Annotated in this window: 20 protein-coding genes and 3 tRNA genes; 12 read left to right on the plus strand and 11 right to left on the minus strand. The window is 59.2% G+C overall.

All coding sequences use genetic code 11. The features are described from left to right. Nucleotides 1-92: 92 nt before the first annotated feature. Nucleotides 93-782, plus strand: coding sequence for an SIMPL domain-containing protein (locus AB9K37_RS04720; protein WP_369835779.1), 690 nt, complete (start codon nt 93-95; stop codon nt 780-782). Between the two features lie 179 nt (nt 783-961). On the opposite strand, the gene AB9K37_RS04725 is transcribed toward AB9K37_RS04720, so the two are convergent. Next, nucleotides 962-1,945, minus strand: coding sequence for a hypothetical protein (locus AB9K37_RS04725; protein ID WP_369835780.1), 984 nt, complete (start codon nt 1,943-1,945; stop codon nt 962-964). A gap of 113 nt (nt 1,946-2,058) precedes the next feature. Next, nucleotides 2,059-2,142: transfer RNA gene (locus AB9K37_RS04730), tRNA-Tyr, on the minus strand. A gap of 114 nt (nt 2,143-2,256) precedes the next feature. Between AB9K37_RS04730 and rlmB the strand changes: the two genes are divergently transcribed. Both rlmB and AB9K37_RS04740 read left to right on the plus strand, forming a co-directional pair. Continuing rightward, on the plus strand, nt 2,257-3,036 hold the full coding sequence (gene rlmB, locus AB9K37_RS04735) for a 23S rRNA (guanosine(2251)-2'-O)-methyltransferase RlmB (protein WP_072705858.1): 780 nt from the start codon (nt 2,257-2,259) through the stop codon (nt 3,034-3,036). Between the two features lie 477 nt (nt 3,037-3,513). Next, nucleotides 3,514-3,933 carry a CoA-binding protein gene (locus AB9K37_RS04740; RefSeq protein ID WP_369835781.1) on the plus strand — a complete coding sequence of 140 codons (420 nt, stop codon included), beginning with the start codon at nt 3,514-3,516 and terminating at the stop codon, nt 3,931-3,933. On the opposite strand, the gene AB9K37_RS04745 is transcribed toward AB9K37_RS04740, so the two are convergent. The 3 genes from AB9K37_RS04745 to hisA form a co-directional block, all read right to left on the minus strand. Continuing rightward, nucleotides 3,934-4,245, minus strand: coding sequence for a phosphoribosyl-ATP diphosphatase (locus AB9K37_RS04745; RefSeq protein WP_369835782.1), 312 nt, complete (start codon nt 4,243-4,245; stop codon nt 3,934-3,936). It abuts the gene before it with no gap. After that, nucleotides 4,242-5,003 carry an imidazole glycerol phosphate synthase subunit HisF gene (gene hisF, locus AB9K37_RS04750; protein ID WP_369835783.1) on the minus strand — a complete coding sequence of 254 codons (762 nt, stop codon included), beginning with the start codon at nt 5,001-5,003 and terminating at the stop codon, nt 4,242-4,244. Before hisF ends, AB9K37_RS04745 begins: the two co-directional genes overlap by 4 nt. A 78-nt stretch (nt 5,004-5,081) precedes the next feature. After that, a complete protein-coding gene (gene hisA, locus AB9K37_RS04755; RefSeq protein ID WP_369835784.1) occupies nt 5,082-5,798 on the minus strand; it encodes a 1-(5-phosphoribosyl)-5-[(5-phosphoribosylamino)methylideneamino]imidazole-4-carboxamide isomerase in 717 nt (238 codons plus the stop codon). Nucleotides 5,799-5,939: 141 nt separating this feature from the next. On the opposite strand from hisA, the gene AB9K37_RS04760 reads away from it, so the two are divergent. Further along, nucleotides 5,940-6,317: a DUF2147 domain-containing protein gene (locus AB9K37_RS04760; protein ID WP_072705864.1), complete on the plus strand. Its 378-nt coding sequence runs from the start codon at nt 5,940-5,942 to the stop codon at nt 6,315-6,317. A 95-nt stretch (nt 6,318-6,412) separates the two neighbouring features. On the opposite strand, the gene hisH is transcribed toward AB9K37_RS04760, so the two are convergent. The 5 genes from hisH to AB9K37_RS04785 all read right to left on the minus strand — a co-directional run bounded on the left by hisH (nt 6,413) and on the right by AB9K37_RS04785 (nt 11,545). Then, entirely contained in the window at nt 6,413-7,051 is a 639-nt protein-coding gene (gene hisH / locus AB9K37_RS04765) for an imidazole glycerol phosphate synthase subunit HisH (protein WP_369835785.1), read from the minus strand. Beyond that, the gene (gene hisB / locus AB9K37_RS04770; RefSeq protein WP_072705866.1) at nt 7,051-7,638 is read right to left on the minus strand and encodes an imidazoleglycerol-phosphate dehydratase HisB; all 588 of its coding nucleotides are present in this window, start codon (nt 7,636-7,638) and stop codon (nt 7,051-7,053) included. Before hisB ends, hisH begins: the two co-directional genes overlap by 1 nt. Nucleotides 7,639-7,735: 97 nt before the next feature. Then, a tRNA-Gly gene (locus AB9K37_RS04775) sits at nt 7,736-7,810 on the minus strand. A 35-nt stretch (nt 7,811-7,845) separates the two neighbouring features. Next, nucleotides 7,846-7,920 (minus strand) — tRNA-Gly (locus AB9K37_RS04780). Nucleotides 7,921-8,101: 181 nt separating this feature from the next. Beyond that, nucleotides 8,102-11,545 (minus strand): pyruvate carboxylase, encoded by a 3,444-nt coding sequence (locus AB9K37_RS04785; RefSeq protein WP_369835786.1) that lies wholly within the window; start codon nt 11,543-11,545, stop codon nt 8,102-8,104. A gap of 404 nt (nt 11,546-11,949) precedes the next feature. Between AB9K37_RS04785 and AB9K37_RS04790 the strand changes: the two genes are divergently transcribed. Next, the gene (locus AB9K37_RS04790; RefSeq protein ID WP_369835787.1) at nt 11,950-14,355 is read left to right on the plus strand and encodes an ATP-dependent helicase; all 2,406 of its coding nucleotides are present in this window, start codon (nt 11,950-11,952) and stop codon (nt 14,353-14,355) included. 510 nt (nt 14,356-14,865) lie between these two features. Here AB9K37_RS04790 and AB9K37_RS04795 read toward each other — a convergent pair. Then, nucleotides 14,866-15,090: a DUF1127 domain-containing protein gene (locus AB9K37_RS04795; protein ID WP_369835788.1), complete on the minus strand. Its 225-nt coding sequence runs from the start codon at nt 15,088-15,090 to the stop codon at nt 14,866-14,868. A gap of 1,462 nt (nt 15,091-16,552) precedes the next feature. On the opposite strand from AB9K37_RS04795, the gene mraZ reads away from it, so the two are divergent. Genes mraZ through mraY form a run of 7 tightly spaced genes read left to right on the plus strand, consistent with a single transcriptional unit; the run spans nt 16,553 to nt 24,226 of the window. Further along, nucleotides 16,553-17,059 carry a division/cell wall cluster transcriptional repressor MraZ gene (gene mraZ, locus AB9K37_RS04800; RefSeq protein WP_369835789.1) on the plus strand — a complete coding sequence of 169 codons (507 nt, stop codon included), beginning with the start codon at nt 16,553-16,555 and terminating at the stop codon, nt 17,057-17,059. A 4-nt stretch (nt 17,060-17,063) separates the two neighbouring features. Then, nucleotides 17,064-18,050: a 16S rRNA (cytosine(1402)-N(4))-methyltransferase RsmH gene (rsmH, locus tag AB9K37_RS04805; RefSeq protein WP_369835790.1), complete on the plus strand. Its 987-nt coding sequence runs from the start codon at nt 17,064-17,066 to the stop codon at nt 18,048-18,050. A 2-nt stretch (nt 18,051-18,052) separates the two neighbouring features. Continuing rightward, nucleotides 18,053-18,406 (plus strand): cell division protein FtsL, encoded by a 354-nt coding sequence (locus AB9K37_RS04810; protein WP_369835791.1) that lies wholly within the window; start codon nt 18,053-18,055, stop codon nt 18,404-18,406. Continuing rightward, entirely contained in the window at nt 18,403-20,184 is a 1,782-nt protein-coding gene (locus AB9K37_RS04815; protein WP_369835792.1) for a peptidoglycan D,D-transpeptidase FtsI family protein, read from the plus strand. The genes AB9K37_RS04810 and AB9K37_RS04815 overlap by 4 nt, the downstream gene beginning before the upstream one ends. Before the next feature lie 24 nt (nt 20,185-20,208). Beyond that, nucleotides 20,209-21,690: a UDP-N-acetylmuramoyl-L-alanyl-D-glutamate--2,6-diaminopimelate ligase gene (locus AB9K37_RS04820; protein WP_369835793.1), complete on the plus strand. Its 1,482-nt coding sequence runs from the start codon at nt 20,209-20,211 to the stop codon at nt 21,688-21,690. Further along, nucleotides 21,687-23,144: a UDP-N-acetylmuramoyl-tripeptide--D-alanyl-D-alanine ligase gene (gene murF / locus AB9K37_RS04825; protein ID WP_369835794.1), complete on the plus strand. Its 1,458-nt coding sequence runs from the start codon at nt 21,687-21,689 to the stop codon at nt 23,142-23,144. The genes AB9K37_RS04820 and murF overlap by 4 nt, the downstream gene beginning before the upstream one ends. Further along, nucleotides 23,144-24,226: a phospho-N-acetylmuramoyl-pentapeptide-transferase gene (gene mraY / locus AB9K37_RS04830; RefSeq protein WP_369835795.1), complete on the plus strand. Its 1,083-nt coding sequence runs from the start codon at nt 23,144-23,146 to the stop codon at nt 24,224-24,226. Before murF ends, mraY begins: the two co-directional genes overlap by 1 nt. Nucleotides 24,227-24,239 lie beyond the last annotated feature (13 nt).

Raw genomic sequence — 24,239 nt, forward strand, 5'->3', positions numbered from 1 at the left:
ACCGCTCAGAGAAAGACAATATACCTAAAGGGTACTTCGCAAACTTCGTTGCAGGGCCCATCTGTCTAGGGGTAACCAACAGGAGAGGTCCAATGCGATATTCCACGACACTGATCGGCGCGGCGGTTATGGCGGCGATGCCCTTGTTTGCGCAGGCAGCCAGCATCCATGTCACGGGAACTGGAACCGTTGCGGTCGAGCCGGATATGGCGGTGATCACCGTGGGCGTCTCCGAAGAGCATCGCGAGGCGGGAGAGGCGATGGAGCGTGTTTCGACCAAAGTAGCGTCAATTCTGGAGGCATTGGAACTGGCCGGGATCGCGGCCCGCGATGTCCAGACCCAAAGCATTTCCGTCAGCCCAGTGTGGAATAACAGTGCGACAGATCGCAAGATCAGTGGGTTCGAGGCGTCCAACACGGTGGCTGTGCGCGTACGTGTTCTGGACAGTCTGGGCTATGTGATCGACCGTGTGCTGAATAGCGGCGCCAACGTGATGCATGGCCTGTCGTTCCGGTTGACTGACGATACCGAGGCAATGGAACAAGCCCGTCGCGCTGCAGTCAATGATGCGATGGCAAAAGCTCAGGTCTATGCTGACGCGGCTGGTGTGCCACTTGGTGCGGTAACGGCGATTGATGAAACGGGATCGTCGCGGGGCGTTGGCCGCATGGATATGGCGGTGAGCTCTCTTCGCAAGGAAGCGCCGGTCGCCCAAGGTGAGCTTGTGATCACTTCGACAGTGTCGATGACCTTTGACATCGGGGCTGACGGCGTAGAATAGCGCTCCTACAGTCGCGATGCTTGCGACGATTGCATGCCATGCCGCGATAGCTCTGCTAAATTGACGCTTTGATAATTTTAAATACGCGCAGGGCGAAAGAGCGTTCTGAACCAATCCGTCTTGTTGGGGCGGTGATTCCGTAGGCGTCACCGCCTTGTGCGGATGCCCGGAGGCGCGACTTAGCGCATCCAGAAGCCTTCTTTCTTGATGCGGTTGCGGATCGCCTGTTCCTTGCGAGGCAAGGCACTGCGATCAAACAAGGCGCGTACCTTTCTGCCGCGACCCTGATAGATCATGCGCTTGATTGGGTCGTACTGCTTGAGCACCTTCTTCAGCTTATTCGGTGCTGTGACCTCTTCGAGCGTATCAACCATTTTATCGCTCTCGCGGGCATAAGCCAGCGGCAGAACGCGGTAGTGGCAGGTGGTTTTGCCGTCCAGCCAGCCATCCTCTAGCGCGCCGAAACCGCCGCCAAAGCTGTGAAGCACGAGCGGCAATGCGATCTGATCCAGCCACGGCCAAATTTCCTGACAGACCAACTCTTTGGGCGGGTTATCACGAATGCCGGTTGCGATCTCCATGAAGCGCGCGCCAAATGCTGCCGCATCGCGGTAATAGAAAAAGCCGGCATTGAAATAGGGGTAGCGGCGCCAGAATTCCTCTGGGTAGCTGGTGTCCTCTGCAGTGCTCAGATCCAGACCGTACTGCGTATAGAGCGCGTTCCACGTGTCGTGGTAGCCAGGACCATAGAGTTCAATTTTGGGCCACGTCGACTCGCGCCGCATGGACGCTGCGGGACGGTCAAAGTCAAAGGGCACATCCGTAATCTCGTCCAAGACCAGCGTGTCTGTGTCAAAGAACACAAAGGGCGCGTCCGTGGGCACAACCTTGAGGCACTCGATCTTGTTCGCGTTTGGATAACCGTAGCCGAAATTCTGGTTCTCAAAGGGCAGAACTTCTGCGTTCAGAGCGAACAATGCGTCTCGGACCTCAGCGCGCATCCTCGGGTCACGATCCCACTTCGGACCGGGCTGGGGTTCAGCCACCAAAAGACGCCCTTTGAACTTAGGGCTTTTGGCGCGGAGCGAGGCGGCGAACATCAGAGCCTCGAATTCGAGACGTCCGGACTGCGCAACAATGACGATGTTGAAATCTTTGGTCATGGACCCTCGAAAAAACTTAAATCCACCTGAACTATAGGCGGGTCAAACACATTGAAAAAGAGGCGTTTTATTTTTTCGGAGGTTAGGTCCCATCCACTCTCTCAGAAGGAGAATGGTGGGCGACCCTGGAATCGAACCAGGCATGGGTCTCCCCGGCGGAGTTACAGTCCGCTGCCGCACCTTGCAGCTCGTCGCCCTGACGTGGGGCGCTGTCTAACTCCGGCCTAGGGGGGCGTCAACAGGAAAATCTCTTGTATCTCCAAGAAAGCGTAGGCAGTTAGACGGGCATCAGAAAACAAAGGGCCAAAGGCATGAAAAAACCGAAGTGGGTCGTGGAAAAAGAGCAGTCCAAGCGCGCTGCCGCCAAGGAAACGGTATGGTTGTTTGGTCTTCATGCGGTGCGCGACGCACTGGAGAATCCGGCACGCGTCAAACTGCGACTCGTGGTGACACTGAATGCGCAGGCGAAACTGCAGGATGCGATCGACAAAGCGGGAATCACGCCCGAAGTGTCCGATCCTCGGAAGTTCGCCGCGCCCTTGGACCCGCAGTCTGTGCACCAAGGCGCCGCACTCGAGGTCAAGGCGCTGGACTGGGGTAAGCTCGAGGATATCTGCGTCGGTCAACCCGGCCGTGCGCCCCGTGTGGTGATGCTGGACCGCGTGTCGGACCCCCACAACGTGGGCGCCATCCTGCGCAGCGCAGAAGTGTTCGGTGCCTGCGCTGTGATTGCCCCTGCGCGCCATTCTGCCCCCGAGACAGGCGCACTAGCCAAAACCGCCAGCGGCGCGCTAGAGCGCCAGCCTTATCTTCGTGTAGGCAACCTTTCCCAAGCGATGGAGCGTCTGCGCGACATGGGCTACCTGCTGTTGGGTCTGGACGGCACCGCAGACAAAACCATCGAAGAGGCTTTGGAAGGCCAGTCAGACCGCCCTGTGGCATTGGTTCTGGGGGCCGAGGGACCCGGCCTACGTGAAAAAACCCGCGAGACCTGCGACTCACTGGTGAAAATTGCTTTTGCGGGTGATTTTGGATCGCTCAACGTCTCAAACGCTGCTGCCGTCGCCCTATATGCCTCTCAGGAAAAATAAACCCAAGAGGAGTCTACCATTCCAGAGCGCACGCATATCGTCACCTGTCCCTATTGCGGGTCAAAGTCGACCTTTGCCTTGGCCAAGGGGGATCACGTTCACCTAACGTGTCACACATGCGGCGCTCCGGTCGAAGCGGAGCCAACGGAAAAGTCAGCCAAAGCCAAGAAGGTGAAGCGCCCTAAGCCAGAATCGCCCAAGAAAGCGAAGAAGAAAAAGCGCAAGAATGGCCTGTTCGCGCGGGCAATAGAGGAGCTGTGGGATGAGGTTGAGGACTTTTTCGACTGATCTCACAACTGGTTAGATGCGATCACAGCTTATTTACATGCTCTTTAACGCGCGAAATGCTCTCCTAAATTCATCTTTATCACGAGGCCGGAACCTTCGTGGTATCTTCACTGTCCCTCGTTCCGTACCTTCGCCCGAGAGCTTTTCCTCTCGGGCGTTTTTTATTCAGCCGTGTAAACAGGAGTGACTATGCACCAGACCGACGAGCAGATCCGTGAGATTTTGGCCGATGCGCGGACAATCGCTTTGGTCGGCGCTTCGCAGAATACGGCGCGTCCGAGCTATCAGGTTGGCGCGTTTTTGGCAGCGCAGGGCTATCGCGTGATCCCTGTGAACCCCGGTCTGGCAGGGCAAGAGCTGTTCGGGGAAAAAGTGGTTGGCGCGCTGGCCGAGATCACCGATCCCATCGACATCGTGGATGTGTTCCGCGCAGGGGATGCGGTGCCAGCAATTGTGGCCGAGGCGCTGACGCTCACCGGTCCGCGCACCATCTGGCTGCAACTGGGTGTGGACAGCGCCGAAGGCGTGGCGCTTGCCCAAGAGAACGGCATGAAAGTCGTTGAAAACCGCTGCCCGAAGATTGAGATGCCCCGCCTCGGGATGGTTTGATTATTTGCGGGCGGCCTTTTCGACGATGCCAGAGGTGCCTTCGCGGCGTTCCAGTTCGGCCTCGACGTCGGACAGGTCCACGCCGCGGGCGCGGAGCATGACCAGCAGGTGATAGAGCACGTCCGCCGCTTCGCCGATCAGCTTCTCGCGGTCGTTCTTCACGGCCTCGATGATGGCTTCGATCGATTCTTCACCGAATTTCTCGGCGCATTTCTCCGGGCCTTTGGACAGAAGTTTGGCGGTCCAGCTGGTGCTGGGGTCATCGCCGACGCGAGCGGCGATTGTGTCGTTCAGGCGGTGCAGGGCGCTCATGTTAGCCTCATCTCTATGCCCGCTGCGGCCATGTGCTCTTTGGCTTCGCGGATGGTGTAGTCGCCGAAGTGGAAGATAGAGGCTGCGAGAACCGCGCTTGCGTGGCCCTCGGTCACGCCCTCGACCAAGTGGTCCAGCGTGCCAACGCCGCCAGAGGCGATTACGGGCACATCCACCGCATCCGCAATCGCGCGGGTCAGGGGCAAGTTGAAACCAGAGCGCGTGCCGTCCTTGTCCATGCTGGTCAGCAGGACTTCCCCTGCTCCCTTGGCGACGACAGTGCGGGCGAATTCCACAGCGTCGATGCCAGTCGATTTGCGGCCCCCGTGGGTGAAAATTTCCCAACGACCCGGTTCAACGGTTTTCGCGTCGATTGCGCAGATGATGCACTGGCTGCCGAACTGGTCCGCCGCGCGGGCGATTACATCGGGGTCCGCCACGGCGGCCGAGTTGAAGCTGACCTTGTCCGCGCCCGCCAGCAGCAGAGCCCGCACGTCTGCATTTTCCCGCACACCGCCGCCGACAGTCAGGGGCACAAAGCATTGCTCTGCTGTGCGGGTCACCAGATCGTACATGGTGCCGCGGTTCTCGTGGGTCGCGTGAATGTCGAGGAAACAGATCTCGTCCGCGCCGGCGGCGTCATAGGCGCGCGCGGCTTCGACGGGGTCGCCCGCGTCAATCAGATCAACAAAGTTCACGCCTTTGACCACTCGGCCATCGGCAACGTCCAAACAGGGGATGATACGTGTCTTGAGCATGGAATTCTCATAGGCGGTGGCGCGGGATGCGTCCAGCGGGGCCAAAGCAAAAGGGCCGCGCAGGGCGGCCCAATCCGGTCATTTCAGCGCGGCGATGGCTTCTTTGAGGTCCAGCGCGCCGTCGTACAGGGCGCGGCCCGAGATCGCGCCTGAAATGACGCCGGTGTCGCGCAGGGCGGTCAGGTCGGTCAGGCTGCTGACGCCGCCCGAGGCGATAACGGGGATTTGCACGGCGCGGGCCAGCGCTTCGGTGGCTTCAATGTTCGGGCCCTGCATCGCGCCATCACGGTTGATGTCGGTGTAGATGATCGCCGCGACCCCAGCATCCTCGAAGGATTTCGCCAGATCGGTGACCATGACGTCGGTTTCCTCGGCCCAGCCTTTGGTGGCGACTTTGCCGTTGCGGGCGTCGATGCCCACGGCGACCTTGCCGGGGAACTCACGGGCCGCTTCGCGCACGAGATCGGGATTTTCTACGGCAACGGTGCCAAGGATCACGCGGGCCAGACCCTTTTCGATCCAGGTCGCGATGGTCTGCATGTCACGGATGCCGCCGCCAAGCTGAGCGGGGACGTTTGTGGCGGCAAGGATCGCCTCGACCGCGGCACCGTTCACAGGCTCGCCCGCGAAGGCGCCGTTCAGGTCAACCAAGTGCAGCCATTCGCAGCCTGCGTCCTCAAATGCTTTGGCTTGGGTGGCGGGGCTGTCCGAGAACACGGTTGCCTTGTCCATATCACCGCGAAGAAGGCGCACGGCCTGTCCGTCTTTGAGGTCGATGGCGGGATATAGGATCATGGCGCGGGCTCCGGTCGATGCTGTCAGAAGTTGGTCTGGCAAATGGCACGAGCGGGGGCGAAATGCAACGGACCTGACGTTAGGCTTGATTCGTAAGGCAGGCTCGCTCAGGCTGAGGCAACTCATTAGGAGGAGATGGGGATGAAGACGTTTATTCTGGCGCTGGCCATGGGGGTGGCAGGTGTCGCAGCGCAGGCCGAGGGTGTCTATGGCACTTGGCAAACCGAAACCAGCGACAAGGGTGCTTACCTACATGTGCGGGTTGGGCCCTGCGGTGAGAAAGTGTGCGGCGTGATCGACAAGGTGATTGGCGGTGACGAGAGCATCACCGGCAAGACAATCATCTGGGATATGGCGGACGCCGGGGGCGGCGCATTCAACGGCGGCAAGATTTGGGCGCCGGATCAGGACAAGACTTACAAGAGTAAGATGGCGCTAGAGGGCAACGCTCTGATCGTATCGGGCTGTGTTCTGGGAGGCGCGATTTGCCGATCCCAGAATTGGAGCCGTGTGAACTGATTTCGCATCTTTGGATGTGAGAGACCCCGCCGTGGTGTTGGCCGCAGCGGGGTTTTTATTTGAGTATTTTCAGCAAAAAGATGCCGGATCGCGTGTCAGGGTTTCCAGTTGAGGAAGTTGGCGATCAGCTGGAGGCCGATTTCCTGGCTTTTTTCCGGGTGAAACTGGAAGCCGAGCAGGTTGTCGCGGCCGACGATGGCGGTGACTTCGGTGCCGTAATCCACGTGGGCAAGGCGCTCGGCGGCGGTGTCCACGGTGAAGTGGTAGGAGTGCACGAAGTAGGTGTGATCGCCCGTTTTCACGCCGTCAAAGACGGGGTGGGGGGGGTCGATCACCAGATCGTTCCAGCCCATGTGCGGCACTTTCAGCGTTTTGTCGGTGGGCCGGATTTTGTCGACGGTGCCTGCGATCCAGTCGAAGCCCTTGGTCTCTGTGTATTCCAGCCCGCGCGTGGCCAGCATTTGCATGCCGATGCAGATCCCGAGGAAAGGTTTGCCCTGTTTGATGGCGACTTCCTCGATGGCTTCGAACAGGCCCGAGTGGTTGAAGAGCGCCTGTTGGCAGGCGGGGAAAGCCCCGTCGCCGGGCAGGACGACGCGGTCGGCTTTGCGTACGACCTCGGGGTCGGCGCTGACGATCACAGGGCCGTGGCCCTGTTCTTGTGCCATCCGCTGGAACGCCTTTTCCGCCGAGTGCAGGTTGCCGCTTTCGTAGTCGACGATCACCGTGGTCATCAGAGCGCGCCCTTGGTCGAGGGCAGGGCGCCTGCGGCACGGGGATCGGGCTCGACCGCTTGGCGCAGCGAACGGGCCACGGCCTTGAACGCGGCTTCGGCGATGTGGTGGCTGTTGAACCCGTTCAGGCAGGCGATGTTCAGGGTGATGCCGCCGTGGGTGCTGAGAGCCTGAAAGAATTCGCGCACCAGTTCCGTGTCGAAGGTACCGATCTTCTCGCTCGGGAAGGTCATGTCAAAGTGCAGGAAGGGGCGGTTCGACAGATCGAGCGCCGCACGCACCAGCGTGTCGTCCATGGGCAGGAGGCAGCTGCCATAGCGGTTGATGCCCTTTTTGTCGCCGACCGCCTCTTTGATCGCCTGACCCAGTGCGATGCCCGTATCCTCGACCGTGTGGTGGTCGTCGATGTGCAGATCGCCGTTGGCACGCGCGGTGATGTCGATCATCGAGTGGCGGGCCAGCTGCTCCATCATGTGGTCGAAAAAGCCCACGCCGGTCTTGATGTCATACTTACCGGTGCCGTCCAGATCGACGGATACGCTGATCTGGGTTTCGGTGGTGTTACGGGTGATTTCGGCGCGTCGCATGGGCCCCTCCGTTAGAACTCGCGGCCTTGTAGCGCGATGCGGGGGCAAGGCCAAGCGGCCCGTGTCATGTTCTGTCGTCGGAAAGTTTTGGTCTGTATGGAGCGGGCGAGGCGATTCGAACGCCCGACCCTAACCTTGGCAAGGTTATGCTCTACCCCTGAGCTACGCCCGCTTCCTTGGGAAAACCGATCCCTATTTACCTTCTTCTGGAGCGGGCGAGGCGATTCGAACGCCCGACCCTAACCTTGGCAAGGTTATGCTCTACCCCTGAGCTACGCCCGCACCGTTGAAGGTGAGGCGCTGTTTAATGCCGTCCCGCAAAGGCTGCAAGAGGAAAAAGCGACCTTTTCTCAGGAAATTTCTATGGTCCGTTCGGACCCCTTGTTTTCCGGTGTTTTTCAAAGCCGGAATGAAAAAGGCGCGCCGTTTCGGGCGCGCTTTGGTGTCATTCTGCAGGGCGGGATTACTCCAGTTCGACCAGTAGGTCCTTGGCGTCGATCTGGTCGCCCGGTTTGATATGGACGGCTTTGACTACGCCAGCTTTTTCGGCGTGCAGACCGGTTTCCATTTTCATCGCTTCGATGGTCAGGATCAGATCGCCGTCGCTGACCTTCTGGCCCGGTGTGACGCTAACCGAGGCGACGACGCCCGGCATGGGCGCACCGATGTGGTTGGCGTTGCCTGCTTCGGCCTTGGGCCGGACAGTGGTGGTCGCCTTGACCTTGCGGTCAGGCACGCGGATCACACGGGGCTGACCGTTCAGTTCGAAGAAAACCTTTACCTCACCTTTGTCATCCGCTTCGCCAAGCGCTTGCAGGCGGATTTCCAAGGTCTTACCGGGGTCAATCTCTACGCTGATCTCATCGCCGGGCTCCATTCCGTAGAAGAAGCTGGAGGTCGGCAGGGTGCGCACAGGGCCATAGGTTTTGTGGCGCGCCACGTAGTCGCTAAAGACCTTGGGATACATCAGGTAGCCATTCAGGTCCTCGTCATCGAGGGTATCGTCGAGCTCCAGCTCCTTGGTCGCAGCCAGACGGGTTTCCTCGATGTCGATCGGCTTGGCGCTCAGGCCAGGACGGTCTGTGTTCGGCTTTTCGCCCTTTAGCACTTTATTGATGATGCTGTCGGGGAAGCCACCCGGGGGCTGGCCCAGATTGCCGCGCATCATATCCACAACCGAGTCGGGGAAGGCGATATCGCGGTTCGGATCTTCGACATCCGCGCGGGTCAGACCTTGGGAGACCATCATCAGCGCCATGTCACCGACCACCTTGGACGAGGGGGTCACTTTCACGATGTCGCCGAACATTTGGTTTACGTCCGCATAGGCGTGCGCGACCTCGTGCCACTTTTCCTCGAGGCCAAGGCTGCGTGCCTGCGCCTTGAGGTTGGTGAACTGACCGCCGGGCATCTCGTGCAGGTAGACCTCGGACGAGGGCGACGCGAGGCCGCTTTCGAACGCGGCGTATTGCGCACGCACCTGTTCCCAATAGTCGCTGATCTGGCGTACGGCTTCGATGTCCAGTCCAGTGTCGCGGTCGGAGTGACGTAGTGCTTCGACAATCGAGCCCAGAGCGGCCTGCGAGGTGCCACCCGAGAACGCGTCCATGGCCGCATCGACCGCGTCGACGCCCGCTTCGGCAGCGGCCAGAATGGTCGCGCCCGCAATGCCGCTGGTGTCGTGGGTGTGGAAGTGGACGGGCAGGCCGACCTCTTCTTTCAGGGCTTTGATCAGGATGCGTGCTGCACCTGGTTTCAGCAGGCCCGCCATGTCCTTCAGGCCGAGGATATGCGCGCCAGCTGCCTTCAGTTCCTGCGCCATAGCCACGTAGTATTTCAGGTCGTACTTCGCGCGGTCAGGGTTCAGGATGTCGCCGGTGTAGCAGACGGTACCTTCGAGGATTTTGTCGGTTTCCAGCACGGCGTCCATTGCGACACGCATGTTTTCAACCCAGTTCAGGCTGTCGAACACGCGGAAGATATCCACGCCGGTTTCGGCCGCCTGTTTAACGAAGAACTGGACCACATTGTCGGGGTAGTTGGTGTAGCCCACACCGTTCGCCCCACGCAGCAGCATCTGGGTCAGCAGGTTGGGCATACGGGCGCGCAGATCGCGCAGACGCTGCCACGGGCATTCCTGCAAGAAGCGGTAGGCCACGTCGAACGTCGCACCGCCCCAGCATTCCACCGAGAACAGCTGCGGCAGGTTGTGTGCGTAGGCAGGTGCGACCTTGATCATATCGAACGACCGCATGCGGGTCGCTAGCAAAGACTGGTGGCCATCACGCATGGTGGTGTCGGTCAGCAGCAGTTGCTTCTGTGCCGCCATCCAGTCGGCCACGGCCTGCGGGCCCTTCTCATCCAACAGGGTTTTCGAACCGGCTGCAGGCGCGTCGGCCAACAGTTGCGGTGCGCGCGGATTGATGTCAGAGCGGGGCTTCACGCGGCCAGCCGTTTCGGGGTGACCATTGACGCTGATGTCCGCGATATAGGTCAGAACCTTGGTGCCGCGGTCGCGGCGGGCGCTGAAGTCGAACAGTTCGGGCGTCGTGTCGATGAACTTGGTTGTGTATTCGTTCGACAGGAAGGTCGGGTGCTTCAGCAGGTTTTCCACGAACGCGATGTTGGTGGAGACGCCGCGAATCCGGAATTCACGCAGCGCGCGGTCCATGCGGGCAATCGCGGCCTCGGGGGTCGGAGCCTTGGCCGTCACTTTGGTCAGCAGCGAGTCATAATAGCGTGTGATGACTGCGCCCGAATACGCCGTGCCGCCGTCCAGACGGATGCCCATACCGGTTGCCGAGCGATAGGTGGTGATCCGGCCATAGTCGGGGATAAAGTTGTTCTGCGGGTCTTCGGTGGTCACGCGGCACTGGAGGGCGTGGCCGGTCAGCACGATGTCTTCCTGCTTGGACTTGCCGGTGGCCTCCTCCAGCGTCTTGCCTTCGGCGATCAGGATCTGAGCGCGGACGATGTCGATGCCGGTGACTTCTTCGGTGACGGTGTGCTCCACCTGAACACGGGGGTTTACTTCGATGAAGTAGAAGTTGCCCGAATCCATATCCATCAGGAATTCGACGGTGCCAGCACACTCGTAGTTCACGTGGGCGCAGATTTTCTTGCCCAATTCACACAGTTCGGTGCGCTGTTCTTCGGACAGGTAAGGGGCAGGGGCGCGCTCGACGACCTTTTGGTTGCGGCGCTGGACCGAACAGTCCCGCTCCCACAGGTGATAGATGCCGCCGTGCTTGTCGCCAAGGATTTGAACCTCGACGTGACGGGCGCGAATGATCATCTTTTCCAGATAGCCTTCGCCGTTTCCGAACGCAGCTTCTGCCTCGCGGCGGCCTTCGCTGACCTTGGTGGCCAGCTCGGATTCGGCTTCGATCGGGCGCATACCGCGACCGCCGCCGCCCCAAGACGCTTTGAGCATCAGCGGGTAACCGATTTCAGAAGCCTCTTTCTTGATCGCCTCCATGTCATCACCCAGAACCTCGGTCGCGGGGATCACAGGCACACCGGCCTCAATGGCCACGCGGCGCGCGCTGGCTTTGTCGCCAAGGGCGCGCATGGTCTCGGCCTTGGGGCCGATGAATGTAATGCCGTTCGCGGCGCAAGCCTCAACGAAATCGGGGTTTTCAGACAGCAGACCGTAGCCGGGGTGAATCGCGTCTGCGCCGCACTCTTTGGCAACACGGATGATTTCGGGGATCGACAGATAGGCTGCGACCGGGCCCATGCCTTCGCCAATGCGATAGGCTTCGTCCGCTTTGAAGCGATGAAGGCTCAGTTTGTCTTCTTCGGCATAGACGGCAACCGTCTTTTTGCCCATCTCGTTTGCGGCCCGCATCACGCGGATCGCGATTTCCCCCCGGTTCGCAATGAGGATCTTTTTAAACTCGGTCATATTGGGTGTCCCGACATAGTCTCACAGGTTTTGCCACTCGCACGGCATTGAAGAGTGCGATCGCTAACTCCCCTGATAGCGATAACACTCCTTTAAAATCAGACAGCAAGCAGATGTTGCTGCACGTGCAGCGTGATAATTTTTCAGCGCCGCGCAAGTGCGAAATTTCACACACTTTCGGGTTTGCAGGACGATACCGTTAACACCTACGTTATGCTGGTTGCGCTAAATGTTATGTTTATCAGTCTGTTACATTACCGAAATTTGCAGATTTGCTGGCGAGAATTTTTTTGAAGAATTTGCAAGAATAATTGCAAACCCTGTCTGGCGTGCACATTGAAAATTTGTGAACATTTTGGGAACACCTCTTTTCCTTGGGGCGGGGGCAGGCTATTTTGCCGGACATGAGCAGCTTTGATGAATTCGATGCCTTCGAAGGCGCCTCCTTGTCCGCACGTGCCATGGCCGCGCGGCCGTCGCCCTATCTGGACGATCTGAACCCCGCACAACGCGAGGCGGTCGAGGCGCTGGATGGTCCCGTTTTGATGCTGGCTGGCGCTGGTACCGGCAAAACCAAGGCGTTGACCTGCCGCATCGCCCATCTGCTGAACACGGGCCGCGCGCGTCCAAACGAAATCTTGTCGGTCACTTTTACCAACAAAGCCGCCCGCGAGATGAAAGATCGGGTGGGCCGTTTGATGGGCCAAGCGATCGAGGGGATGCCGTGGCTCGGGACCTTTCACTCTATCTGCGTGAAGCTGTTGCGCCGTCATGCGGAATTGGTGGGGCTGAAATCGAATTTCACGATTCTGGACACGGACGACCAGATTCGCCTGCTGAAGCAACTGCTGAAGGCCTACAATATCGACGACAAACGCTGGCCGGCCCGTCAGCTGTCTGGCGTGATCGGCCATTGGAAGAATCGCTGCTGGTTGCCCGATCAGGTGCCGGGGGGCGAGGCTGCCGCATTCAACAACCGCGGGATCGCACTCTACAAGGCCTATCAGTTGCGCTTGCGAGAGTTGAATGCAGTCGATTTCGATGACCTGTTGCTGCACATGGTCACGATTTTCCAGCGTCACCCCGACGTGCTAGAGCAATACCAGCGCTGGTTCAAATACATCCTCGTGGACGAGTATCAGGATACCAACGTCGCGCAGTACCTTTGGTTGCGGCTCTTGGCGCAGGGGCACCGGAATATCTGCTGCGTCGGCGATGACGATCAGTCGATTTACGGTTGGCGCGGGGCCGAAGTGGGAAACATCCTTCGCTTCGAAAAGGATTTTGACGGCGCCCATGTGGTCCGGCTGGAGCAAAACTACCGCTCGACCCCCCACATTCTGGCAGCGGCCTCCAATGTGATCCGCGGCAACGAATCCCGTCTGGGCAAAGAACTGTGGACTGACAAGGATGAGGGCGAAAAGGTTCGCCTGATTGGCCACTGGGATGGCGATGAAGAAGCCCGCTGGATCGGAGAGGAAATTGAAGCGCTCCAGCGCGGCACGCGGGGTCTGCGTCCGTATTCATTGGACGAAATGGCTATTTTGGTGCGCGCCTCCCATCAAATGCGCGGTTTCGAAGACCGTTTCCTGACTATCGGCCTGCCTTATCGCGTTGTCGGCGGCCCGCGCTTCTATGAGCGGCAAGAGATTCGCGATGCCATGGCCTATTTCCGTGTTGTGACATCGAATGATGACGATCTGGCGTTCGAGCGGATTGTGAACACGCCGAAACGTGGCCTTGGGGACAAAGCGCAGCAGAATATCCAGCAAACTGCACGGCATCATGGGGTGTCCTTGGTTGAAGGTGCGCGGATCTTGCTGGACGAAAAGGGAATCGGTGGCAAAGGGGCCAAAGAGCTGCGCATCCTGCTCGATGGGATCGAGCGATGGTCCGAGGTTGCTCGCACGCACACCAGCCGCGCTGTTCTTGACGACGATGAAGCGGTGATCGACGACGGCGGCGCGCGCACCTCCATGACTCATATGGAGTTGGCCGAAATCATTCTGGATGAGTCCGGCTACACAGCGATGTGGCAAAATGACAAAACGCCCGAGGCGCCAGGCCGCTTGGAAAACCTGAAGGAACTGGTGAAGGCGCTAGAAAGCTTCGAAAACCTGCAGGGGTTTTTGGAGCATGTCAGCCTCGTCATGGACAATGAGTCCGATGCTGAGGGCGCAAAGGTGTCGATCATGACGCTGCACGCTGCCAAGGGTCTGGAGTTTCCAGCCGTTTTCTTGCCCGGTTGGGAGGATGGCCTGTTTCCGTCCCAACGGGCAATGGATGAAAGTGGTCTGAAGGGCCTCGAGGAAGAGCGCCGTCTTGCCTATGTTGGAATCACTCGCGCCGAAGAGATTGCGACCATTAGCTTCGCGGGCAATCGCCGCGTCTACGGACAATGGCAGAGCCAGATGCCCTCTCGGTTTGTCGATGAACTGCCAGAGGAACATGTCGAGGTGCTTACCCCGCCCGGTCTATATGGCGGCGGGTATGGTGCGGCCAGTCCCATGTCGTCCCGTCTGGATGAGCGGGCCGCAAGCACAGATGCGTATAATTCCCCCGGTTGGAAGCGCTTGCAGGAGCGCAGCGGGAGCCGTCCCGTCAGTCAACCACGCGAGTCCCGTGCGCCGGTAATAGATGCGCAGGCGATCAGCAGTCACACGGTCGGCGAGCGTGTGTTCCACCAGAAATTTGGCTACGGCGAAATCATTGGGATTGAGGGCGATAAATTGGAGATCGCTTTTGACAAGGCCGGAACCAAGAAGGTCGTCGCCAAATTCGTGACGACACCGAACGACATCCCGTTTTAAAGCGCCGCAGATCGGTCCGTTATTTAGGTCGCCTTCGGGCGGCCTTTTTCATTTTCTGAAGTGAGAAATAAAAAAGCGGTGGCGCCAGGGAGGAGGAGAGGCGCCACCGCTAAAATACAGGTGCTGCAGGGAGGAGGAGAGCAGCCTCTGATTTCGAATTAGGGTGCGGCGATATCCAGGGAGGAGGAGAGGATATCGCCGCTGATCTACAGAATGCTCAGGGAGGAGGAGAGAGCATCCTGATCTCGAATTAGGTGCGGCGACACAGGGAGGAGGAGAGTGTCGCCGCTGATTTACAGAATGCTCAGGGAGGAGGAGAGAGCATCCTGATCTCGAATTAGATGCGGCAACACTCAGGGAGGAGGAGAGAGTGTTGCCGCTGATAACAGACGCCGCAGGGAGGAGGAGAGCGGCAATCTGAACCTTGTAGGGTTGGCGGCAAGCCAGGGAGGAGGAGGTTGCCGCCGGATCGAAGGTGCGGGGGAGGACCGCGCCGACAATCTGAATTCTTTAGAGTGCGCCGTAGCGCTCGTTCGCCGCTGCGATGGCGACGCCCATGATCTGGGAGCGATGCATGCCAAGATCGGCCAGTTCGCGTCCCGATAGGGCGTTCAGTTCCTTCACAGTCTCGCGGATCAACATCTGACGTGCGATCTTTGCTTTGAGGGTTTCAAAGAAGCTGAGGGTTCCAGCCTTTTGAGCGCCCTGTGCGCGGATGTCTGATGCGTATGCCATTCGTACAGCCTTTAACTCGTCTATCTGACGGCCCGTGAGTATTTACCTCAGTTTGTGTGCCGTCCTGTTGATACTGAATGTACGCCGATGCTGCAGATGCACAATCCCACTAAGCCTCAAGGCTGCTATGCGCCCTGCGCATGACTATAGTGCCATGAAAACAGGCGAAAAAATGGGCGCTTTGGCGGAACTTTAACGGGAGTTTGGGCGTGCAAGGATCACCTATTGGGCGGGTCCGCTATGCAGCCTGGGTATAACAGCCTAGAAAAATATGCTTTTGCGCCGGAGGTTTGCGGGAATAGCGGGCCCGTTCCGTGGTGAGCGAGCTGGCCTAGGCGAGATCCCAGGAGGCATTTTGGGCCATATTCGATTCTGTGCTACCCCTGAAATAGTCCTGTTGCAGGAAAGACACGTGGCTTTGTTGCATCGCATCATATGGCCCATGACGCTGAGGCCGCAGTGTGCGACTCGCAGAGATATTTGGGAAATTATGGTGCAGCCCATAGGTGCACATCGAAGTGACGCCGAGGGGGCAGGGTCGTCCCATTGCGTCCCATGAAAATCCAGACTTGAGTCTGCATGGAGTGCCGCGCTGTGGGGGTATCTATATATAGAGAGCTCACGGAGCTCTTTTTTCGCCAAAAAGCGGTGGCATCCACCTCTGACCTTGGAGTTCTCTTTGGTGATTCCATGGGATTTCGTGGGAAGGCCCAATTCACACGATCGATTCCCACCTGAATCACGGCCAATCGAGCGTTCGTGAGGCACGGCGGTCACTTTTTTCAGCCAAGACTCTCGACATGTGTCCTCGGAATTATGGGAAGAACGCCGCCTATCTATGGGAATCCCCTGAAATTTCCAGAATCTGTGGATAAGGGCGCCATGGGAAACCATGGTTTGGCAGCCATTCTTACGGGTCAAAAGAATCACGGGAGCGCTCATTTTCGTGAGATTCCGTAGGTTGTGCCCATTTGGGGGCATAAACTTTCGATAGAAATGAAAGTTTTTTCGCCGGAATACGCCCGCAGTTATCCACAAGCCAAATGTCTAGATGATGTGGTTAACGCGACCGTGAGGGGGAATATATTCCCGAATTGAGAGTTCTAGTGTCGCAATTCGAGACGTCAGCTAACACTTATCCACATGGGTAGGTGGGGCAGTTCCCCAAAAAAACCGTTGATTACCATGATTTCCCATGGCATCCCTAAGTCACAAGATGAGAACGGGCAAATAAAGGGACGACAAAAGATCCCGAAAAGGCTCAGGCAGTTTCATACAGGCACCCCGCTTTCATCAAAATAGATCCGGCTGGTGGGCAGTATACATCCCCCCAGGTGGCTTGCACAGCCGGACACCCAGTAATGGGACGAGGGGCGGCGGGTTGAGCAGTGGCAGACGCTCAACCCGCCGTTTTCGTTTCATCACCCGATAAACCAAGAACGACCTGGGGACGGAGCGGGCAGTGAGCCAACAGTGGTTCATAGGCGAAAGCCACCACAAGGTGGATACGAAAGGTCGGGTCTCTATTCCCGCTGCCTTCCGTAAAGTGCTTGCCGCTGGCGATCCCGAGTTCTCCGAAGGGGCAAACCCGCAGGTCGTTGTTGTCTACGGCGACGCGCGCCGCGACTATCTTGAATGCATGACCATCAAGGCCATGAACAAGATCCAGCGCAAAATGCTGAAGATGCCCCCCGCGAGTCCGCAGCGCCGCGCTTTGCAGAAGATGTATTCGACCCAAGCTCTGGTAACGTCGGTGGACGAGACCGGTCGTCTGGTGTTACCCGCCAAGCTCCGCAACAAAATCGGCATCAGCAATGAGGCCGTGTTTGCCGGCACAGGCGAGAATTTCCAGATCTGGAGCACCGAGACCTACGAGATCGAAAACGGCCTGGTCACAGGCGACGACGACTTCGATCCGGACCTCGATCCGTCTCACTACCTGTTCGGCGACGACGAAGACGAGGAATAATCAGATGTCGCAGGACACACAGACTGGCGCCCCGCATATTCCGGTACTGATCCGGCCTTTGATTGCGGCGGTTGCGCCGGTGTCCGGCGTGTGGCTGGACGGCACCTTTGGGGCAGGGGGATACACCCGCGAACTGCTGGCCGCAGGTGCGGACAAAGTGTACGGCGTTGATCGCGATCCATTGGCTCATGAAATGGCGCAGAAGTGGGTCGGCGAGTATGACGGGCGCATCGACCTGGTGCGTGGCACGTTTTCCCGTTTGGATGAGTACGCGCAGGATCTGGATGGCGTGGTTCTGGACCTAGGGGTCAGTTCCATGCAGCTCGATTTGGCGGAACGCGGTTTCAGCTTTATGCGCGACGGGCCGCTCGACATGCGGATGTCTCAGGACGGACCCAGCGCGGCGGATTTGGTGAACGAGGCCAGTGAAGCCGAACTTGCCGACGTTATATATCTGTTCGGAGAAGAGCGTGCCTCGCGCCGGATCGCCAAGGCGATTGTCAAAGCCCGCGCGCTTGAGCCGATCACCACGACCCTGCGCCTGACCGAAATCGTCGAAAGCTGCCTGCCGCGACCGAAACCCGGACAGGCCCACCCCGCCACGCGTACTTTCCAAGGTCTGCGGATCGCGGTGAACGACGAATACGAAGAGCTGCTGGGTGGATTGATGGCCGCTGAACGGGCGCTGAAACCTGGTGGAAAGCTGGCGGTTGTGACCTTCCACTCGATCGAGGACCGGATCGTCAAACGTTTCCTGACCCAAGCGTCTGGTGGGGGCGGTCGGGCCAACCGCTATGCCCCCGAGACGGTACAGCCAAAAGAACGTTTCAAATTGACGCCTCGCAAGGCGATCGCCCCCGATTCAGAAGAGTTGGAGCGGAACCCGCGTGCGCGGTCTGCAAAGCTGCGTGTTGCAGTGCGGACCGATGTGCCTGCGGGGGCGGTGGACGAAGACGCCTTGGGGCTGCCCCGACTGAAGAGGAACGGATAAGTATGCGCACTCTATTCGGGATAATGACGGCTGTCGTCGTAATTGGGCTGGCCTACTGGGCCTATGGCGAAAATTACCGCACCCAAGACGCGCTGTCCGAGGCCCGACAAGTGAGCAAAGAGATTGAGGCTGCGCGGTCGCGTCTGGCAGTCCTGCGGGCCGAGTGGGCCTATCTGAACCGTCCCGACCGTCTTCGGGATCTGGCAGACCTTAATTTCGACAGTCTTGGTCTTTTGAATATGACCTCTGCCCACTTCGGCGAGATTGACGAAGTGGCCTATCCGGTGCCCGTGAACCCTCTCTTCGAAGACGAGCCGCTAGAGTTATCCAGCGACCTTATGGAGATGATGCAATGATCCGCACGCCTCTTCGCCCTCTGGCACGCATTCTCGAAGCCCGCGACAAAGGGGAAAACCCCGACGCGATCGAACGCGAGAATTTGCGGCTGCGGCACGAACAGATGCGGGACAAAATGCGGGGCCGTGCAGAAAGCCGTTTGCTGGTCATGGGCATTCTGTTCTTTTGCGGTTTCTTGATGGTTGGCACGCGGATGGCGCTCTTGGCATCGACCGAGCCCGAAGAACCCCAAGCGACCGTCCGTGCCGCCCAAATCATCTCTCAGCGCTCTGATATCGTTGACCGTCAAGGACGCATTCTGGCGACCAATATGCAGACCAATCATCTGTACGCGCACCCGCAAGAGATGGTTGATCCGGTTCACACCGCGAACGAGTTGGTCAAAATTTTCCCCGATCTCGACAAAGACCGCCTGATGAAAGACTTCACGGGGAAGCGCAAATTCCTGTGGATTCGCCGACAGTTGAGTCCTGAACAGGTCCAAGCGGTTCATGATATCGGCGAGCCGGGTCTGAACTTTGGCCCGCGCGAAACCCGCCTTTACCCCAATGGCGCGATTGCGAGCCATATTTTGGGGGGTGCCTCTTATGGTCGCGAGGGCGTGGCCTCGGCCGAAGTTGTGGGTGTCGCTGGTGTCGAAAAAGTGTTCGACGAGTTCCTGCGTGATCCTGCGCGGGGCAGCGAGCCTTTGCAGCTGTCGCTTGATCTGACCGTCCAAGCCGCCACTGAAAAGGTGATGGAAGGCGGGATGATGATCATGGATGCCAAGGGGGCCGCGGCTATTGTGATGGATATCCATACCGGCGAGTTGGTTAGCCTTGTCAGTCTGCCTGATTTTGACCCCAACAACCGCCCGGTACCGCTGACCAAAGGGGCGGCAGGGGACAGCCCGCTGTTCAACCGCGCTGTACAGGGCGTTTACGAGCTGGGATCCACGTTCAAGCTGTTTGCGGCGGCTCAGGCATTGGAACTGGGTCTGGTGTCACCAGACACCAAGCTGGACACCAAAGGCCCGCTACGTTGGGGCCGATTCCGCATCAGGGACTTCCACAACTACGGTCCGCAACTCAGTGTGACCGAGACTATTGTGAAGTCCTCGAATATCGGGACAGCGCGTCTGGCAATCATGATCGGGCAAGAGCGCCAGAAGGACTTCTTGAGCCAGCTTGGACTGCTCGAAGTGCCGCCAGTTGAAATTCTGGAAAGCCGAGGGGCGAAACCACTGACCCCGAAGAAGTGGTCGGAACTGTCTTCGCTCACCATCAGCTATGGTCACGGCTTGTCAGTCTCGCCTGTGCATTTGGCGGCGGCCTATGCCAGCGTACTGAACGGCGGCACCCGTGTCCGCCCAACACTTCTGAAGCAATCCGGCCCGCAGAAGGGCGAACGCGTGGTGTCCGAGCGGACCTCCGCTCAGGTGCGCTCCATGCTGCGCAAAGTGGTGACCGATGGCACCGCGAGCTTTGGCGAAGTGCCCGGTTATGCGGTTGCGGGCAAAACTGGCACCGCAGACAAGCCCAAGCCCACAGGGGGCTACTATAACGACAAAGTCATCGCGACCTTTGCCAGTGTCTTCCCGGCTCACGATCCCAAATATGTGGTCATTGTCACCTTGGACGAACCCGAAGACCGCATGGGCAAAGAACCGCGCCGTACCGCTGGTTGGACGGCTGTTCCCGTCGCAGCAGAGCTGATTGGCCGCATCGCGCCTCTCTTGGGGTTGCGACCCGACGTTGAACCCTCTGCCATAGGTGAGGTAACACTCGCCTCACATTGATTGGTCGAAAGGCATTTCAGGGTTATGGATGTTGTTAAATCACTGGCACAGTTGGGATTGACCGCCCGAGGAGGCCAAGAAGCCCGTGTCACAGGGCTCACGGTGGACAGCCGCGCCGTCGCGGAAGGTCATCTTTTTGCAGCATTACCGGGGGCCAAGGTTCATGGCGCGCAGTTTGTGCCGGCCGCTTTGGACGCAGGAGCCTCGGCGATCCTGACGGATGCGGCTGGCGCGGACCTCTGCGAAGCTGCCGTCCGCGAGGCTGGCGCCGCGCTGATCATCGCCGCAGAGCCGCGGGCTGCCCTGTCTTATGCCGCCGCGCTGTGGTTCGGCAAACAGCCCGAAACGATTGTTGCTGTGACAGGGACCAATGGCAAAACCTCGGTCTCTTCTTTCACACGTCAGATTTGGCAGGCCTTGGGCGTGCCGGCGGTGAACCTTGGGACGACCGGCGTCGAAGGCGATTGGGAATACCCCCTGAACCACACCACGCCAGAGCCGATCACCCTACATCGAGCCTTGGCCGCCGCCGCACACGAAGGCATCACCCACACTGCCATGGAGGCTAGCAGCCATGGTCTGGACCAGCGTCGCCTTGATGCAGTGCACCTAAAGGCCGCCGGTTTCACGAATTTCACCCAAGACCATCTGGATTATCACCACACCTTTGAAGAGTATTTCGCCGCCAAAGCGGGGTTGTTTGACCGCATTTTGCCGGACGAAGGAACCGCTGTGCTGAACATCGATGACCCCAAGGTCGCAGAGCTGGCAGAGCGTATGCTGGATGATGGCCGCTGTGTGATCACGGTTGGGCGGCACGAGGATGCGGACCTCCAAATCACGGCACAGCGTTTTGACGGCACGGGCCAAGAGCTGCGGCTGAGCTATGACCATCAGGTTGCTCTGGTCCGCTTGAACCTGATCGGCGGCTTTCAGGCCGAAAACGTGCTGATTGCGGCGGGGCTGGTCATGGCCACTGGGGTCGGGTTTCAGGATGTCAGCAACGCGCTGCCGCGCCTGACCACTGTGCGCGGCCGGATGCAGTTGGCGGCCACTCGAGACAATACGGCATCAGTCTTTGTGGATTACGCACACACCCCCGATGCGGTGGCCAAGGCTTTGGCAGCCATGCGCCCTCATGTCATGGGGCGGGTTGTGGCGATCATCGGGGCTGGTGGCGACCGTGATAAAACCAAGCGCCCCTTGATGGGCGAAGCGGCGGCCAAGAATGCGGATGTTGTCTTTGTCACCGATGATAACCCCCGCAGCGAAGACCCCGCCACCATCCGCGCCGAAGTCATGGCCGGTTGCCCGAATGCGATCGAAGTCGGTGACCGCGCCGAAGCGATTTTGCGGGCGGTCGATATGCTCCAACCCGGCGATGCCCTGCTGATCGCAGGCAAGGGCCACGAGCGGGGGCAGATTGTGGGCGATGTGACCTATCCCTTTGACGACGTTGAACAAGCCAGTCTCGCCGTGTCAGTGCTGGATGGGAAAATGGTATGAGTATGACAGCGCCTCTCTGGACCTCTGACGACGCTGCTGCGGCTACTGGCGGGCGGGCTACAATGCCGTTCACCGTGGAGGGCGTATCGATCGACACCCGCACCCTGAAACGCGGCGACTTGTTCGTGGCGCTCAAGGCAGCGCGCGACGGTCACGATTTCGTCGGCCAAGCTTTGGCCAACGGGGCGGGCGCGGCGCTTGTGACCCATGTGCCAGAGGGCGTGGCCGAGGATGCGCCGCTTTTGATCGTAGACGATGTGCTGACCGCCTTGGAAGACTTGGGCAAAGCGGCTCGTGCTCGTACCAAGGCGCGTGTGGTGGGCGTGACCGGATCGGTGGGCAAAACCTCGACCAAGGAAATGCTGCGCACGGTTCTGGCGGGGCAGGGCAAGGTGCACGCGGCCGAGGCCAGCTATAACAACCACTGGGGCGTGCCTCTGACGCTGGCGCGGATGCCTGCGGACAGCGACTTTGCCGTGATCGAGATCGGCATGAGCAACCCCGGTGAAATTGCGCCACTGGCCAAGATGGCGCGCCCTCATGCGGTGGTTGTGACCATCGTGGCCCCATCGCACTTGGCTGCGTTCGAAAGCCTTGAGGGAATCGCCCACGAGAAAGCCTCGATCATCGAGGGGCTGGAACCGGGCGGTACGGCGATCCTGAACGGCGATCTGCCGACCTCTGATATTCTGGTGACCAAGGCCAAGGAAGCTGGCGCGGTTCTGCGGACATTTGGCGAAAGCAGGGGCTGCTTCGCGCGCCTTCTGGATGTGCAATATGCGGACGAGACGACCGTGGCGACGGCCCGCACATGGCGCACGCCGGTGCTGTACAAGGTGCACGCGCCGGGGCGGCATTTCGCTATGAACGCGCTGTCGGTGCTGACGCTGGTGCAGAACTGGAAGCTGGACCGCGCGGTGGCGCTGTCCGATCTGGCGCGCTGGCAGCCTGTCCAAGGGCGAGGCGCGCGCGAGCCGATCCATCTGGACCCGGTAGATACGCGACAAGTCTTTGACTTGATTGATGAAAGTTACAACGCGAACCCCGCGTCTTTGGGTGCCGCGCTCGAAGTTCTGGCAACAGCCTCCACCCAAAACGACGTGGGCCGCTTTAGCAAGGGACGCAAAATCGCGATCCTTGGGGATATGGGCGAACTGGGGGTCACAGCCGAAGCTCTGCACGAGGGCATCGCCGATCTGCCCACCATAGAGGATGTGGACAAGGTGCATTGCGTCGGGCCCCTGATGCGCCACCTGTGGGAGGCGCTGCCGCCCACGCAGCAGGGGTTGCACACCAATACCGCCGACAAGATGGCCGACAAAGTTAGAAGCCTCGTGGATGCAGGCGACGTGGTGATGGTCAAAGGCTCGAATAGCATGCGTCTCAGGCTCGTAGTTGACGCGCTGAAAAAACTGGGCCATCCCGCCGCCCAACCAGATCAAGAGGACTCCTGATGCTGTATTGGCTTACCTTGCTGTCGGATGGCGGCGATTTTTTTAACTTGTTCCGTTATATCACTTTCCGCGCCGGTATGGCTTTTGCGACCGCGCTGATTTTTGGTTTTGTGTTTGGCCAACCTCTGATCAACGTCCTGCGCAAGCGTCAGGGCAAAGGTCAGCCGATCCGCGATGACGGCCCCGAGGGGCACTTTTCCAAGGCCGGTACGCCGACCATGGGCGGTCTGCTGATTGTGGGCGCGCTGCTGTTTTCGACCCTGCTTTGGGCGCGTTTGGACAATGCGTTCGTGTGGATCGTGCTGTTCGTCACCATGGGCTTTGGTCTGATTGGCTTTGCCGATGATTACGCCAAGGTCAGTAAACAGAATACAAACGGGGTGCCCGGCAAGGTCCGCTTGGGCCTTGGGTTTCTGATCGCGCTGATCGCGTCGGTCTGGGCCAGCTACTATCACCCCGCGGAATTGACCAACCAGCTGGCGCTGCCGGTGTTTAAGAATACCCTTATAAACTTGGGCTATTTCTTTATCCCGTTCGCGATGATCGTGATCGTGGGGTCGGCCAATGCGGTGAACCTGACGGACGGTCTGGACGGTCTGGCGATCATGCCGGTGATGATCGCAGCGGGCACGTTGGGCGTGATTGCCTATGCGGTGGGCCGTGTCGACTTTACCGAATACCTAGAGGTGCACTACGTGCCCGGCACCGGTGAAATCCTCATATTTGTCATGGGGTTGATCGGCGGCGGCCTTGGGTTCCTGTGGTATAACGCTCCGCCTGCGGCTGTGTTCATGGGCGATACAGGCTCGCTGGCTTTGGGCGGTGCGCTGGGTGCCATCGCGGTGTCCACCAAGCACGAGATTGTTCTGGCGATCGTGGGTGGCCTGTTCGTGGTCGAGGCGTTGTCGGTGATCATTCAGGTCTTGTATTTCAAGCGCACGGGCAAGCGGGTGTTCCTGATGGCCCCCATTCACCACCACTATGAAAAGAAGGGCTGGGCCGAACCGCAGATCGTGATCCGGTTCTGGATCATCGCCCTGATCCTGGCCATGATCGGTCTGGCGACGCTCAAGGTTCGCTAAAAATAACGTCTGG

Source organism: Donghicola sp. XS_ASV15 (genome assembly GCF_041224595.1).
Classification (GTDB): domain Bacteria; phylum Pseudomonadota; class Alphaproteobacteria; order Rhodobacterales; family Rhodobacteraceae; genus Donghicola.